The sequence below is a fragment of the Mesorhizobium sp. A556 genome, from assembly GCF_054489545.1.
The window spans coordinates 1-13,680 of sequence record NZ_JBTMXA010000012.1; the positions used below are offsets into that span (position 1 = coordinate 1).

16 protein-coding genes are annotated in these 13,680 nt (G+C 60.5%); 2 read left to right on the forward strand and 14 right to left on the reverse strand.

Translation table 11 applies throughout. From position 1 onward, the window contains the following. Positions 1 to 193, reverse strand: a 193-nt coding sequence (locus ACX3P0_RS19820) for a DUF4214 domain-containing protein (protein WP_459091192.1), incomplete at its 3' end; no start/stop codon positions are given. 343 nt (positions 194 to 536) lie between these two features. Here ACX3P0_RS19820 and ACX3P0_RS19825 point away from each other — a divergent pair. Continuing rightward, positions 537 to 863 (forward strand): helix-turn-helix domain-containing protein, encoded by a 327-nt coding sequence (locus ACX3P0_RS19825; protein ID WP_459091194.1) that lies wholly within the window; start codon positions 537 to 539, stop codon positions 861 to 863. A 187-nt stretch (positions 864 to 1,050) separates the two neighbouring features. Here the strand turns inward: ACX3P0_RS19825 and ACX3P0_RS19830 are convergent, their stop codons facing one another. From ACX3P0_RS19830 to ACX3P0_RS19850, 5 genes are all read right to left on the reverse strand, one after another. Beyond that, positions 1,051 to 1,464 carry a dihydrofolate reductase gene (locus ACX3P0_RS19830; RefSeq protein WP_459091196.1) on the reverse strand — a complete coding sequence of 138 codons (414 nt, stop codon included), beginning with the start codon at positions 1,462 to 1,464 and terminating at the stop codon, positions 1,051 to 1,053. Between the two features lie 782 nt (positions 1,465 to 2,246). Further along, positions 2,247 to 4,358, reverse strand: coding sequence for a catalase (katE, locus tag ACX3P0_RS19835; RefSeq protein ID WP_459091198.1), 2,112 nt, complete (start codon positions 4,356 to 4,358; stop codon positions 2,247 to 2,249). A gap of 177 nt (positions 4,359 to 4,535) precedes the next feature. Then, positions 4,536 to 4,781 carry a DUF982 domain-containing protein gene (locus ACX3P0_RS19840; RefSeq protein WP_459091200.1) on the reverse strand — a complete coding sequence of 82 codons (246 nt, stop codon included), beginning with the start codon at positions 4,779 to 4,781 and terminating at the stop codon, positions 4,536 to 4,538. A gap of 280 nt (positions 4,782 to 5,061) precedes the next feature. Next, a complete protein-coding gene (locus tag ACX3P0_RS19845) occupies positions 5,062 to 5,196 on the reverse strand; it encodes a hypothetical protein (protein ID WP_459091202.1) in 135 nt (44 codons plus the stop codon). A gap of 40 nt (positions 5,197 to 5,236) precedes the next feature. After that, the gene (locus ACX3P0_RS19850; RefSeq protein WP_459091204.1) at positions 5,237 to 5,746 is read right to left on the reverse strand and encodes a redoxin family protein; all 510 of its coding nucleotides are present in this window, start codon (positions 5,744 to 5,746) and stop codon (positions 5,237 to 5,239) included. 202 nt (positions 5,747 to 5,948) lie between these two features. On the opposite strand from ACX3P0_RS19850, the gene ACX3P0_RS19855 reads away from it, so the two are divergent. After that, entirely contained in the window at positions 5,949 to 6,578 is a 630-nt protein-coding gene (locus ACX3P0_RS19855; RefSeq protein ID WP_459091206.1) for a class I SAM-dependent methyltransferase, read from the forward strand. Between the two features lie 100 nt (positions 6,579 to 6,678). Here the strand turns inward: ACX3P0_RS19855 and ACX3P0_RS19860 are convergent, their stop codons facing one another. From ACX3P0_RS19860 to ACX3P0_RS19895, 8 genes are all read right to left on the reverse strand, one after another. Beyond that, positions 6,679 to 7,230 (reverse strand): M10 family metallopeptidase C-terminal domain-containing protein, encoded by a 552-nt coding sequence (locus ACX3P0_RS19860; protein WP_459091208.1) that lies wholly within the window; start codon positions 7,228 to 7,230, stop codon positions 6,679 to 6,681. 80 nt (positions 7,231 to 7,310) lie between these two features. Beyond that, complete coding sequence (locus tag ACX3P0_RS19865) at positions 7,311 to 7,784, reverse strand: YciE/YciF ferroxidase family protein (protein ID WP_459081560.1); 474 nt, start codon at positions 7,782 to 7,784, stop codon at positions 7,311 to 7,313. Between the two features lie 81 nt (positions 7,785 to 7,865). Continuing rightward, the gene (locus tag ACX3P0_RS19870) at positions 7,866 to 8,711 is read right to left on the reverse strand and encodes an EamA family transporter (RefSeq protein WP_459091209.1); all 846 of its coding nucleotides are present in this window, start codon (positions 8,709 to 8,711) and stop codon (positions 7,866 to 7,868) included. A 7-nt stretch (positions 8,712 to 8,718) separates the two neighbouring features. Continuing rightward, positions 8,719 to 9,633 carry an endonuclease/exonuclease/phosphatase family protein gene (locus ACX3P0_RS19875; protein ID WP_459091211.1) on the reverse strand — a complete coding sequence of 305 codons (915 nt, stop codon included), beginning with the start codon at positions 9,631 to 9,633 and terminating at the stop codon, positions 8,719 to 8,721. A gap of 95 nt (positions 9,634 to 9,728) precedes the next feature. Beyond that, the gene (locus ACX3P0_RS19880) at positions 9,729 to 10,793 is read right to left on the reverse strand and encodes an ABC transporter ATP-binding protein (protein WP_459091213.1); all 1,065 of its coding nucleotides are present in this window, start codon (positions 10,791 to 10,793) and stop codon (positions 9,729 to 9,731) included. A 17-nt stretch (positions 10,794 to 10,810) separates the two neighbouring features. Continuing rightward, the gene (locus tag ACX3P0_RS19885; RefSeq protein ID WP_459091215.1) at positions 10,811 to 11,602 is read right to left on the reverse strand and encodes an ABC transporter permease; all 792 of its coding nucleotides are present in this window, start codon (positions 11,600 to 11,602) and stop codon (positions 10,811 to 10,813) included. Next, positions 11,599 to 12,414 (reverse strand): ABC transporter permease, encoded by an 816-nt coding sequence (locus ACX3P0_RS19890; protein WP_459081616.1) that lies wholly within the window; start codon positions 12,412 to 12,414, stop codon positions 11,599 to 11,601. Before ACX3P0_RS19890 ends, ACX3P0_RS19885 begins: the two co-directional genes overlap by 4 nt. 162 nt (positions 12,415 to 12,576) lie before the next feature. Next, complete coding sequence (locus ACX3P0_RS19895; RefSeq protein WP_459091217.1) at positions 12,577 to 13,677, reverse strand: ABC transporter substrate-binding protein; 1,101 nt, start codon at positions 13,675 to 13,677, stop codon at positions 12,577 to 12,579. Between the last annotated feature and the right edge of the window lie 3 nt (positions 13,678 to 13,680).

The window sequence follows — 13,680 nt, forward strand, 5'->3', positions numbered from 1 at the left end:
TGGGCGTCAGGATATAGGGATAGGTCTGTGCAGCCTCGGGCGAAGCGGCGAAGGATTCAGCGATGTCTGTCAGCGACACGCCGTCTGCCAGACGTCCAACCCAGTAGTCCAGACCAACCGGATCGGGTGCCCGGTCGTAAAAGCCGATGTAAAGCGAAGCGATCGAAGTCGCTGCTGCGCTAGTGATTGCCATTGTGGAGGATCCTTTTTTCCAATGGTTATTTTACGTTCACGCCGAGCCGTCGCCCGGCGTCGGGTAGTCCAAGCCTTCAACGCATCTTGCCTGCCATCGCGACCGAAAATAATCGTATCACGAGTAGGCCCGCCGCATTTAAGGAATATCCGTTCCTCGGCCCAAAACCTCTAGCCAAAGATTCGCAAAGCTGCAAGCGAAAAGTGTAGCAAAATGCATACGTATGATATTGACGCAACGCCCCGCATTTGTCATTAAGGTGAAAGGCATTATATTCTGGTGAGCGGCAGGGCGATAACCGGCCACTTTTCGAAGTGCCCCATATATATGGAAGGTTGCGGAAATGGCCGCTTTACAAGATCAGAGCTTGAGCGCGACGCAGGAATTGCGACTCGAAGCAGGCGCTTGGCTGAGAGAATTGCGCGATGCGGCTGGGCTTTCACAGCGCGTGATGGCGCGGATGCTCGGTCTGGATTATTACACCTTCATCTCGCAGTTGGAAAACGGGCGCGGGCGTATTCCGCCAAATCGCTACCGTGATTGGGCGCACGTGCTTGGCGTGGATGACAAAGTGTTCGCGAAGACGCTTTTGCAATTCTACGAACCAGTCATCTATGCCATGCTGTTTGAAGAAGAGGCGAAGTCCCGGCCCCGGATTTCCGTCGCCTGACGCCGACAGGGTAAATGAGCGTCACAAGCAACAGCCTCGGCCGCCGAGACTTTTTTCCTGCGGCACTATGAATCATTCCATATCCGGCACATCGCCTGACACGAACAGCGTTGTCGGCGCCCATACTCCCCTATACCCGGGTTGGCCTCGCGGCTCTATGCTTGGTGTCCCTCACCAACTGGGGTCGTCATTTTTTCAGACCGCTCGCCTTTATCCAATTCGGATTGAACCAGCGGTCGGCTTGGCCATCATAAGGCAGACGGGTTATATCCCAGTGGCTGACAAAGCGCGCGTAGGCATCCCAGATTGCTGGACCGCCGCCTATAAAAACGACGCGACCGGAAAATTGCGCCAGCGTTTCCTCTGGATCCATCTCGGAGCGCAGGACAAATAGCTCTCGATCTGGGCGGGCAAATTCTGGAACGCTACCAATAGTCTTGGGTCCTGCGGCCAACACATGACCCTTAGTGATTTCGAAGAACCGGGCAACATCAGCCTTATACTCGGGCGCACGGTTTCCTTCCCATGGTAAGTGCCCTTCGAGGCCCATTTGGCCCGACTGGCCGATCGCGCAGATCACTCTTACGACGGTCTTCTGCAAAGGCTCCCCTCCATGGCTTCGGCCCTGGAACAATCGATGGGCAGGGCGGTTGTTGTCGACGAAGGGAGAGATAGATGCCCGATCCCAAAAAGCAAACTCCGAAACCTGAGGAGCATCCAGAGGCTCCCGACAAACCGGTGCCGCTTGGCCCAGGGCCTTCGCCACGGCCCGATCCCGACCCTACGCCGGAACCGCCGGTATTTCCTGGCTGATTATTTCGGCTGAATCTGACGACGACGATCAGCTTCGGGTGCTTGGTCTGGGGTAGGACGTTGTCGGACATGATGGGAGCATAGGCCCCCTCCCCTATCGCTGTCCCCCCAGGCTACCGCACAGAAACCGCACAGATACGTTCGGATGTTTTCGCTCTGTTCTGGGGTTTTTGGGCCATATTTCGCTGTAAAATCAGGAAAAACACTGCATTGACATTGCAGGGGTCACAGGTTCAATCCCTGTCACGCCCACCATCCTTTCAAAGACTTGGCCGTGTCGTTGCGCTGCTTGGCGAGCCCATCACAGCGTCGGGCTGTCCGGCGGTGCCGGCTTGATCGCAGCATTCCAGCGACTGTGATCCGCCGGATATGGTTCGCCTTAACCTGTTGTTCCCTACGTGCCGACACGGTAGCTCAACGGCATTGCACCGTATTTCAGGTAGCCGGCCCACCGCCTCTCCTGGAGATGGGCCGTTTCATTTCCTGGCAGCTCTGTAGCCGCAGTCCCTAAAACCCGTGCAGGACGCTTCCGCTTTTCAATTTTGCGCGGCCACTGCGTCCCGATTTCGATCAGGACATTTTCACCTTGGGCTCCCTTTCCCAAAGACGCAGCTTGCCAAGCGTTTGCAGGAAGCCGGCGGCGTCTTTCGGTCCCTTGAGGGCAATGACCCCCTCATCGAGACTTCCGGCAATGCCCGCCTTTTCGAACAAGGGCATGGCCGCGGCGACATAGCCGATGAACTTGCAGTGCGCGAACGCATCGGCCACGAAATCACGCGCGGTCGATTCCTTGACCAGATCGGCCATGGCCTTTTCCGACGGCAACACCGCCACCGCGTCATAGAGCACCGAGGGGCCACCGGCGATCATCTGGTCGGCGTCGACATGGCTGCCGTCGCTGAGCTTCGCCCCACCGACCTTTGGCGCGATGATCTCGAAGTTGGCCTTGGCCTTCTTGACGGCGTCGGTCAGCCCTTTCAACAGGGCGGCGTCCGTGCCGTCGGTCACGACAATGCCGAGTTTGCGTCCTTCGAACGTCCCGGGTGCGTTGGCCAGAATGCTGAGCGAGGGGGCCGCCTTCAGGTCCTGACGGGTGGGGACGGCCGCATCGGCCGGCTTCGGCATCGCCTTGAGGCCGAGATCGGTAGCGACCTTTTTTGCCAGTTCATCGTGAATGTTGAGCAGGTGCGAAACCATCCGCTCGCGTATCACCGCCGTCTTCACCTTGCTCAGTTCGAACGTCAAAGCGGCGGCGATGTGGGCCTGTTCCGTCGGGGTCTGGCTGATGTAGAACAGCCGTGCCTGGCTGTAATGATCGGCGAAGCTTTCCGGGCGGATGCGCTGTTTCGTTCCAGCCACTTCCTCGGCAAACGACCTGAAACCTTTCTGCGGGGATTCCCGAGGGCCGTCGCCCCAGGAATTCGGCTGGTAGTTGGCGCGGCCCGCCGGATTGTGCATGGCCATATGGCCGTCCTGCTGAAAATTCTGGAACGGGCATTTCGGCGCATTGATCGGGATATGGGTGAAGTTCGGTCCGCCCAGCCGCTTTAGCTGCGTGTCCAGATAGGAAAAATTGCGGCCCTGCAGCAGCGGATCGTTGGAAAAATCGATGCCGGCGGGCACGTTCTGGGTCATGAAGGCGACTTGTTCGGTCTCGGCAAAGAAGTTGTCCGGCATCCGGTCGAGCACCAGCCGCCCGACGGGGATGGGCTTGAGGGTCTCCTCCGGGATAATCTTGGTCGGATCGAGCACGTCGAAATCGAAGCTGTCGGCGAATTTCTGGTCGAACAGTTGCAGCCGCAGTTCCCATTCCGGGAAGTCGCCGGCCTTGATCGAATCCCACATGTCGCGGCGATGGAAATCCGGGTCGGCGCCGCTGATCTTGACCGCTTCGTTCCAGGCGACGGACTGCATGCCGAGCTTCGGCTTCCAGTGGAACTTTACGAAGGTGGATTCGTCGTTGGCGTTGACCAGGCGGAAGGTGTGCACGCCGAACCCTTCCATGAAGCGCAGCGAACGCGGGATGGCGCGGTCGGACATGATCCACATGATCATGTGCATGCTTTCCGGCGTCAGCGAAATGAAGTCCCAAAAATTGTCATGCGCCGACTGCGCCTGCGGAAAGCCACGATCCGGCTCGTCCTTGACGGCATGAACCAGGTCCGGGAACTTGATGGCATCCTGGATGAAGAACACCGGCATGTTGTTGCCGACGAGGTCCCAATTGCCTTCCTTGGTGTAGATTTTCACGGCAAAGCCGCGCACGTCGCGGGCGAGGTCGGTCGAGCCCTTGTTGCCGGCCACGGTCGAAATTCGCATGAAGGCCGGCGTCTTTTCGCCCGCGCGCTGAAAAATGTCGGCGCGGGTATATTTGGCGAGCGATTCATAGGTTTCGAAATAACCATGCGCACCATAGCCACGGGCGTGGACGACGCGTTCGGGGATACGTTCGTGATCGAAGTGAAAAATCTTCTCGCGAAAGGCGAAATCTTCAATCAGGGCAGGCCCGCGCCCGCCGACCTTCAGTGTGTTCTGGTCGTCCGACACAACACCACCTTGCGCGGTGGTCATGACCGGCACGCTCCCCCCAGCTACCTGGTGGAGTTCGCCGCCCTCCCCGCGTTCGAGCTTCTGGTCATGGATGGTGACGGGTCTGCTCGATCGGATCGGGTTCTTGGCCATGGTGCTTCTCCCTTGGGATGAACGTGCGGGCTTGCACGTTTCACCTCAATGCGACCGCTGACATCCGGTTCCGTCCGCCGACAAGGATCCGAAATAGCCAGTTGGATGTTCGATCCCAAGTTTCGACGGGGCATCCTTGTCGCTCGAAACAGGGGCATGACGATCGCGGCCGAAAGCTCATTCGACAAGAACGTTCGCTTCGCGCGCAGCCTGAATGACCTCATGACGGGCCATGTCCGCACTGAATTCGCCGCTCACCGCCAGACGACAGGCCCTGATGGCGGCTTTCTGTTTCAGGCTGCCTTGCGTGCGCCATCCGGTGGATAGCACGTCAATGGCCTGATCCGCAGACATGAGGTGAAGAGGTTCGCCGACGATGCCGACATTGATGGTAATCGGCTTGGAAAACAGAGCTTTGTACATGGCCAAACCCCGCGACAATTGCCTCAATTAGAACGCGATTTTTGGCCTTTGGTTCAACGCGTTGGGTCACATGTGCGTGAAATTTCTAGGACCAGTCGACGGCAGGCATGACCATGAAGCATAGCGACATGGGAAAAGGCTGAAACAGCAGCGGCGTACAATGGCGGCGCGGGCAAGCAGAGATGAACAATGGCGACTAGACAGCACGCTCCCTACCGCCCGCCAAGTATAGGTGGCAGGAAGCAGCAGTCGGCAACGCCCGTGCGCGCAAAGACGAGGACTACAAAAACGCCATATCCAGGAGGAAGATGAGGCCGACGAAGAATCCGGCGATTGCAGCCCAGCCGACATAGTTCAAGAGAGTTTCCAGTTTCTCCCCGGATGAACCTCGTCCTTTGGTTTCAACTTTGCCCAATTGCCCCTCCTGCCATCGACAGTGCCCCGTCAGCAGGTAATCACGAATGCTCCTCACCGACAAGCGTGGCCGAGGCCGCTTCGACCCTCTCGCTGACCAGGGCCATGATTTCTGCGCCAATGGTCATATCGGACACCTGGCCGAAATGCCGGGCACGCAACCTGCCTTGGCGGTCGAGCAACAGGAGTGTCGGCGTCCCTTCCAACTGCCAGGCCGCCATGGTGCGTGGCAGCGCGGCATGGCCCGGAGCGTCCACGGCTACGGGGAACCGGATGCGGTATTCGTACAGAAAGGCCTTCAACGCTACCGGCTTCATGGCTTCATGGTGCTCGAATACGCAGTGGAGGCCGATGACGGCAACATCGTCGGATCGAAATGCCTGGGTAATACGCTGCGCCTGCGGCAAACCGTGGCTGACACAGCCTGGACAAAGCATCTGAAACGCCTCGACCGCCACCACGCGCCCGCGCAGCGCGGCCAGGGAAAGAGGTTTCTCGGTGTTGAGCCATTCCGCCGCCTCGATTTCGGGCAGGACCACATTTGATGACACGATTCATGTTCTCCTTGGTCAAGGGTAGACCCACGAGCAGTCTGCCGACAAGCTGGGATAGCGCAATGCCGAGCAAGCCATTGCCCGCTACATCGACGGCTCCTACAATCCTTTGAGGCGACAACCCACCCTCGACTTCAAAGCCCGGTGCAGTTCGAAAACCGCGCCGCCAATCCGGATACGCACTGCGCATAGGTGCCTGATGCCCGATAGTCACAGCCGCGACAGCCGCGCCCACTGGGATGGCGTTTACACCTCCAGGAGCGACGACAATGTCAGCTGGTTCGAAGCAAGCGCGGCGATATCGCTGGATCTCATTAGCCGGCACAAACAGGCTGGCGCCGCGTCACTGGTCGACATCGGCGGCGGCGCTTCCCGCCTGGTCGACGCGTTGCCCGCTATGGGCATGCGCGATATTTCCGTCCTTGATCTGTCGTCTGCCGCTCTCGACGTTGCGAAAGCGAGGCTGGGTCCCGCTGCCGATCATGTGAACTGGATCGCCGAGGATGTCACCCGATGGAAGCCGGCAAGGGAATACGACTTCTGGCATGATCGCGCAGCCTTCCACTTCCTGATCGCGCCGGAGGATCGCGCAGCCTATCTCGACCGGTTGAACTCCGCCGTAAAACGGGGCGGCCATGCGATCATCGCCACCTTCGCCAAGGATGGTCCCCTGCAATGTAGCGGGCTCCCCGTCATCCGCTACAGCCCGAAAGAACTCGCCCGGACTGTCGGACCATCCTTCCAGTTGATCGAGGGACTTCACCGTATCCACACGACGCCATGGGGCTCAAAACAGGCTTTCCAGTTCAGCGTACTTCAACGACAGTGATCGCCAAACCCCGCTCCGGTTCGCCGGGGCGGGGTTTTTGCATTCGTTCGGGACTGGCAGAGGCCAGCGGTCGCTGGATGAGGCTCGGCTGAGAGCGAGATCAGGCGAAGACGAAATCTGCGGCGGTAATGGGGAAGACGGCACCGAGGAGATCGATAACGAGATCGTTGGCCGTGTTGAAGTTGCCGTCATTGTCGAGGTCCGCCAACACGTAGGTGTCAGCGCCGTCATGGAACGTGGCAACGGCGAGCGTCTCGCCACCCACGCGGAAGAAGTCGGCAACCCCGCCGGCAAGCTGGGCGATCGTCGTGACGGATGTGTTGCCAGCAGCGACGGTGCCCGTCTCACCGGTGAGTTTGAACGCCGACAGATCAATCGTATCCGAACCCGACATGAACCCCGCGATCGTGTCGAAGTTCACATAAGTCGAGTCAGACTGCGCGGTGTAGACGAGATTTGCCGAGCCAACATTAAGAACAGGATCAAGAACAATGATATCGGCACCGGCGCCAGCATTGATCGTCAGTTCGGAACCAACACTAGTGAAAACGATGATGGCATCGGCGCCAGCCATCGAAAAGTAAAATTCGATCCCCAGCCAAAAGTATCTATTTAAAAATTCGCTAACCAGCAAGCGCAAATGCAGCCGCACGGCGGCCTCGCCGGATACAAATGAATAGGATTGCCGGGCCGCTTCACCCTGTCGGCATACGACCCGGCAAATATCTGACGTCAAGCCTTGTTGATGGCTGTAACCGCGAGATTGGTAAGCTTGTTGTTGGTCGCCTTCTCCTGGTCGAGAATCTCGCTCAGCAGCTTATGCGCCTCGTCGTGGCCCAATTCCTTCGCCCATTCGCGCAAGGAGCCGTAGCGGGCGATCTCGTAGTGCTCGACAGCCTGGCATGCAGCCAGCAGGCCCGCATCCAGCGCCGTGCCGGTCGCCTCTTCCATCAAGCCGTCCGCTTCCTTGAGCAGCCCCTCGATGGCATCACATTTTTCGCTTTCCGGCTTTTTGCCGAGCGAGGCAAACACCTTCTTCAGCGTGGCGATCTGGCCCTTGGTTTCCTCAAGGTGATCTTCGGCTGCCTTTTTCAGCTGTGGATTTTTCGCCGCCTTGGCGACCTTCGGCAGCGCCTTGGTGATCGCGTTCTCGGCGTAATAGATGTCCTGCAGCGTGTGCTCAAAAATATCGGCCAGCGTTTTCATGGGAATTCTCCGTGCCGGAATTGGCAGGGTGGAATGACCAGACAGGCGGAAGGTTCCGGCACGAAACCGTTCGTGATCGATTCAGCCGAGCCGCAGCGCGATCACCCCGGCCAGAATACTCAGCGCGGCCGCACTTCGCCATGCGGTCATCCGCTCGCCAAGCAGGAATACCGAGATCGCCATGGCGAACAGGATCGACGTTTCGCGCAGCGACGCGACCGAGGCGATCGGCGCCTTGGTCATCGCCCACATGACGATGCCGTAGGCCGCTGCACTGAGGAAGCCGGTCAACGCGCCGATCTTCCATTCCGCGGCCAACGTCGAAAGCATCCGGCGTCCGCGATAGTAGAAGCCGATCGCCATGGCGCAGATGCCGTCGCACACGAACAGCCATGCGGCATAGCTGAGAGCCGTTTCGCCAAGCCTTGCGCCGATGCCATCGGTGAGCGTGTAGCCCGAGATGAACAGCGAAGTGACAAGCGCGTAGCCGACCGCCGCTCCGTTCAGGCGACTAAGCCTGGTGCCGCCGCGCAGCGACATCAGGAACGTGCCGGCCGAAAGCAGCGCAATGCCGGCAACGGCAAGCACCCCCGGAAACTCGCCGACGAGCACGACCCCGCCGATGGTGGTGACCAGCGGGGCGGCACCCCGCGCCAGCGGATAGGTCTGGGCGAGATCACCAACGTCATAGGCACGCACCAGAAACAGCCGGTAACCGATATGGATGATGACCGAGGCGATCAGCCACGGCCACATTTCAGCCGATGGAAACGCAACGAAGGGCAACACCGGCAGCGCGGTGCAGGTCATGCCGAGCGCGGTCAGCGAGATGGAGGCGAACCGGTCGGTCCGGACCTTGATCAACGCATTCCAGGCTGCATGCATGAGGGCCGCTGCAAGCACCGCGGTAAAAACGAAAAGGGTCATGGGCGGTTCATCGCCCCCCGCTCGGGGAGGCCGTAAACGGCGTCTCAAGGTCGATATCGACGCGCAGCGGGAAATGGTCCGAAGCCACTTCGCCGATGTCGGCGCTGACCGTGCGGACGCGGTCGGCGAGCATGCCCCCGACGAAGCAATGATCCAGCCTGCGCTCGCGCACCACGCCCTCGATCGTCTTGACATGCGTGTAGAAGCTGGCCGGCGTGGCGGCCACCGCCGCCGCATCGACAAACCCGCCGGCATAGGCGGCCCCGCGATGATAAGGCGTATCGCCGACAATGCGCCTGTACTCAGTGCTGCCCGGCTCCGAGTTGAAATCGCCCATCCAGACCGCAGCCATAGGGCTCTCGGGCTCGCGCCCGCCGTTGGACCAGTTGCGGGACGGCTCGTCGTCAACCCCGCTCCACGGCCCGCCATCGGCACTCGCCCGTCCATGCTCGCCGAGCAGATAGTCGATCTGTTCCAGCCGCTCCTCAACCGCGATGTGCGCAAGATGCAGCGAGAAAAAACGGACCGGGCCGGCCGGCGTGCGGATCATGCATTCAAGTGCTGCATTGCGCGTGTTGAGCGGCCGCACCGTGCGTCGCACCGGCAGCGCATGCAGCCTCGACCAGACGATCGGCATTTTCGAAAGCAGCATGGTGCCGAACTGGCGGCGGCGATTGACAAGCCGCCCATCGCGCCTTTCGCTGGCGTCCATGTCGAAGGCGGGGCCATAGACCCAGTAATGATCGTGCAAAAGCCGCGACAGGATTTCCGGTTGATCGTCCTCGTTGCTGCGCAGCCAGTGCCGCTCGACTTCCTGCAACGCGATGATGTCGGCGTCGGCGACGATCTTGGCCACACGCGCTAGGTCGTAGCGGCCGTCAGCGCCGAAACCGTACTGGATATTATAGCTGACAAGCTTCATCGTTACCCGGCTCAGTTCCGGCCATGGCAGTAGCCTGTCATCGAAAGGCTGGCAATGGACGGCGTGCCGGCGGAACTTGGGCCAAGACGTTCAGATCAATGCAGCACCAGCATGTCCTCGGAGGAAAAGCTGATCTCCGCCTTTTCGCCGACAGCCGGCGGCGGTGTCGTCGGGCTGTTGAAGGTATCGAGCGAAACCATGCTCCCGCCGACCCCGACACGGACCCGGATGACCGATCCTAGAAAGTGAACCTCGGCGATCTCGCCGGACAGGGTCGCGTCACGACCCGGCTGGCGACCGAGCGAAATCGCTTCTGGCCGCAAGGCCAGCGCAAGCGTGTCACCGGCCTTCGATCCGTTCAGCCGGCCCTTGAATGCAAATTCCTCGCCGTTGACGCGCACCTTGCCCGCGGCCGCGTCGGTGACGGTGCCCTCCAGCACATTCAGCGTGCCGACGAAATTGGCGACGAATTTCGTCTCGGGCTTGTTGTAGATCTGGAAAGGCGTGCCGACCTGTTCGGCCTTGCCGCCATACATGACCGCGATGCGGTCCGAGATGGACAGCGCTTCTTCCTGGTCATGCGTGACGAAGATGGTGGTGATCCCGAGCGACTTCTGGATCGAGCGGATTTCCTCGCGCAGCGAGACGCGCACCTTGGCATCGAGCGCCGACAGCGGTTCGTCCAGCAACAGCAGCTTCGGCTTGGGCGCCAGAGCGCGCGCCAGCGCGATACGCTGCTGCTGGCCACCCGAAAGTTGATAAGGGTAACGGTCGGCCATCTGCGGCAGGCTGATCAAGGCCAGCATCTCAGCCACGCGCTTGTCGATCTCCGCCCTAGAGGCACCGGCCACCTTGAGGCCGAAGCCGATGTTCTGCGCGACCGTCAGGTTTGGGAACAGCGCATAGGCCTGGAACACCATGCCGATATTGCGCTGGTTCGGCCGCAAATGCGTGATGTCCTTGCCGGCGACGACGATCCGCCCCTGGCTGGGCGCTTCGAAACCCGCGACCATGCGCAGGACCGTCGTCTTGCCGCAGCCGGATGGCCCCAGGAAGGAAACGAATTCGCCACGTTCCACATCGAGATTGAAGTCCTGAACGACTTTGGTGGCGCCGAAGGATTTCTGCACATGCTGGATCGACAGGAAGGGCTCAGCCATTGGATTGGATCTCCGGATCAATGCGGCTGTTCGGGCGATTTGGGCGCAAAGCGCGACACCACCTGGATCAGCGCCATGCAGCCCCAGGTGATGGTAAAAGCGATCACCGCCAGCGCTGCCGGTTCATAGGCACGGTTCGCGCCAAGCAACTGCATATAGGGGCCGAAGGCCGGGCGGCTGAGAAGTGCGGCCATGACAAACTCGCCGATGACGATGGCAAAGGTCAGGAACGCGCCGGACAGCACGGCGACGGCAACGTTGGGCAGGATGATGCGCGTGAGGATGGTGATCCAGCCGGCGCCGAGTATCTGCGCCGCTTCGGTCAGCGTCGTCACGTCGATGGCGCGCAAGCCCGTATCGACGGCGCGGTACATGTAAGGCAGCGCCAAAACGACATAGCCGAACATCAAAAGGATGTTGGTGCCCATGGCCGATCCGGTCAGCGGTAGCCAGGACGAGGTGTTGTAGAGCCTGATATAACCGAAAACGATGACGATCGGGGGAATAACCAGTGGCAAAAGCGTGATGAATTCCATGAAGGGCCGCCAGCGCGGCAGCTTGAGCCGGACCCAATAGGCAGTCGGCACCACCAGCAGCACGCCGACAACGATGGTGGCCAGTGCCATCAGCACCGAATAGCCGAATGTCTGCTGGAAGCGCGGATCGCCCAGCACCGCCCAATAGGCATCAAGGCTGTAGACGCCGCGCCGCAACTTCAGCGAGAAATCGGCCGTGCCGATCAGCGGCAGGGCGAAATAGACAATGCCGAGGCCGACGAACAGCCACGACCATATCCGGTTGGCTTTCATTTGACCCACCGTTCGCTGCGGGACCGGAGCCAGATATAGATGAAGTTGGCGATCCCGGTGATGACGATCATGCCGAAGGCGAGCGCATAGCCGAGATGCGGATCCTGCAGCACGTCACCGCGTATCTGCGCAAAGAGCAGGATGGGCACGATGGAGAGCGAGCTTCCGGTCAGCGCATAGGCGGTGGCGACAGCGCCGAAGGAATTGGCGAACAACAGCGCGAAGGTGCCGAGCAGGCTGGGCCACAGGATCGGAAAGGCCACCATGCGCCAATACTGGAACCCCGACGCGCCGAGCATCGAGGCAGCTTCGCGCCATTCGCGCCGCATGCCGTCGAGCGCCGGCGTGATGATCAGGATGGTCAGCGGTATCTGGAAAAACAGATAGGTCAGCGTCAGGCCGCCAAAACTCAAGAGGTTGAAGCCAAGCCCATAAAGGTTGATGCCGAACCAGTCGCGCAGGATGAGCGTGACCAGGCCGAGACGGCCGAAGGTCGCGAGGAAGGCGAAGGCCAGCGGAACGCCGGCGAAATTCGAGGCGACGCCCGAAAACGTCAACAGCGGCGAGCGAAGCCATTTGGGCAAACCGCCCAGCACCATCGCCCAGGCGATCAGGAACCCGAACGAACAGCCAAGCAGCGCCGACGCAAGGCTGATGCGGATGGATATCCAGTAGGCCGCGAGAATCGACGGCTGGAACAGATTGGCGATGTTGGAGAGGGTGAAGCTGCCCTCGTTGGTCTGGAAGCTGCCGACCACGATCTTCATTGTCGGCAGGATCAAGAACAGCAAGGCGAACAACAAGAACGGCATGACGCCGAGCCATGCGAACGAAACCCGCCGCCTGGCGCTTTGCACGGGTGCGACCACGCTTAGGCTTTTTCCTTCGCCTGCCGAAGATGCCATCCGTTACCGTTCACTGAAGGGTCGGGTGCGCCACCTGATCGCGGCGCACCCTGTTGGAAGAATGTCCGCTTACTGGACGTTGGCGCCGACGACGCTGTCCCACCCACCGGTGACGGCGTTCTTGTTGGCGTCCTGCTCTTCAAGCGACGGGAAGATCGCCTGCTTGTAGAGATCGGCCGGCGGCAGCTTGTCGAGAATGTCCTGCGGCACCTTGCCTTCGGAAACGAGCTGGTTGAAGCGGGCCGGGTGGCAATAGCCCTTCAGGAAGCCAAGCTGGCCTTCGTCGGAATAGATATACTCCATCCACAGCTTGGCGGCGTTCGGGTGCGGCGCGTAGGCGCTGATCGCCTGAGCGTAGACGCCGGCAAGCACGCCCGATTTCGGCACGACGACCTCCACCGGCGGATTGCCCTTGAGCGTGTCGCGGTCGGCAAGCGCGTTGTAGTCCCAACGGATGACGATCGGCGTCGTACCCTGCGCGAGCGAAGCGGCCTTGCCGATGACAGGCACGAAATTGCCGGCATCGTTGAGCTTCTTGAAGAAGTCCAGACCGGCCTGCGGAGCCTTGGCGGCGTCGCCGCCAGAAGTGGCGAGACCGGCCGCATAGACGGACAGGATCGCCTGGTTAGCCGCGCGGGGGTCTCCCGCCAGGGCCACCGAATTGGCGTATTCGGGCTTGAGCAGATCGGCCCAGTCCTGCGGCACGTTCTTGACGATGTCGGTGTTCACCTCGAAGGAAAGAACGCCGTAATAGCCGCCATACCAGTGGCCGTCCGGGTCCTTCACGTCGATGCCGTCGAAGGTCTCGACCTTGTAGGGAAGGAACAGGCCTTCCTTGGTTGCCGACGGGCCGAAAGACAGGCCGACATCGACCATGTCGGGCGCTTGCGGGCCCTTGTTGTCCTTGTTGGCCTTGATCGCCTCGATCTCGTCGGCGGAACCGGCGTCGGGGTTGAGTTCGTTGAGGGTAATTTCCGGATATTTGGCCTTGAAGCCAGCCAGAATACCCGCCCATCCGCACCAGTCATGCGGCAGCGCGATGGGGGAGAACATGCCTTCCGCCTTGGCGGCGGCAATGAGTTCGGCCGAAGGTTCGGCCTGTGTGATGGCAGAGGTCGCCATGAGGGCGACAGCCGTAACGGCAAGTACTTTTCCCGTAAACCTGAACATGTG

What these genes read in the sequence shown, in the direction of transcription:
- ACX3P0_RS19890 (WP_459081616.1), bottom strand. Translation starts at nt 12,414, where the DNA reads ATGCCGTTCTTGTTGTTCGCCTTGCTGTTCTTGATCCTGCCGACAATG.
- ACX3P0_RS19855 (WP_459091206.1), top strand. Translation starts at nt 5,949, where the DNA reads ATGCCCGATAGTCACAGCCGCGACAGCCGCGCCCACTGGGATGGCGTT.
- ACX3P0_RS19825 (WP_459091194.1), top strand. Translation starts at nt 537, where the DNA reads ATGGCCGCTTTACAAGATCAGAGCTTGAGCGCGACGCAGGAATTGCGA.
- ACX3P0_RS19880 (WP_459091213.1), bottom strand. Translation starts at nt 10,793, where the DNA reads ATGGCTGAGCCCTTCCTGTCGATCCAGCATGTGCAGAAATCCTTCGGC.
- ACX3P0_RS19895 (WP_459091217.1), bottom strand. Translation starts at nt 13,677, where the DNA reads ATGTTCAGGTTTACGGGAAAAGTACTTGCCGTTACGGCTGTCGCCCTC.
- ACX3P0_RS19865 (WP_459081560.1), bottom strand. Translation starts at nt 7,784, where the DNA reads ATGAAAACGCTGGCCGATATTTTTGAGCACACGCTGCAGGACATCTAT.
- ACX3P0_RS19840 (WP_459091200.1), bottom strand. Translation starts at nt 4,781, where the DNA reads ATGTACAAAGCTCTGTTTTCCAAGCCGATTACCATCAATGTCGGCATC.
- ACX3P0_RS19875 (WP_459091211.1), bottom strand. Translation starts at nt 9,633, where the DNA reads ATGAAGCTTGTCAGCTATAATATCCAGTACGGTTTCGGCGCTGACGGC.
- ACX3P0_RS19885 (WP_459091215.1), bottom strand. Translation starts at nt 11,602, where the DNA reads ATGAAAGCCAACCGGATATGGTCGTGGCTGTTCGTCGGCCTCGGCATT.
- ACX3P0_RS19870 (WP_459091209.1), bottom strand. Translation starts at nt 8,711, where the DNA reads ATGACCCTTTTCGTTTTTACCGCGGTGCTTGCAGCGGCCCTCATGCAT.
- katE (WP_459091198.1), bottom strand. Translation starts at nt 4,358, where the DNA reads ATGGCCAAGAACCCGATCCGATCGAGCAGACCCGTCACCATCCATGAC.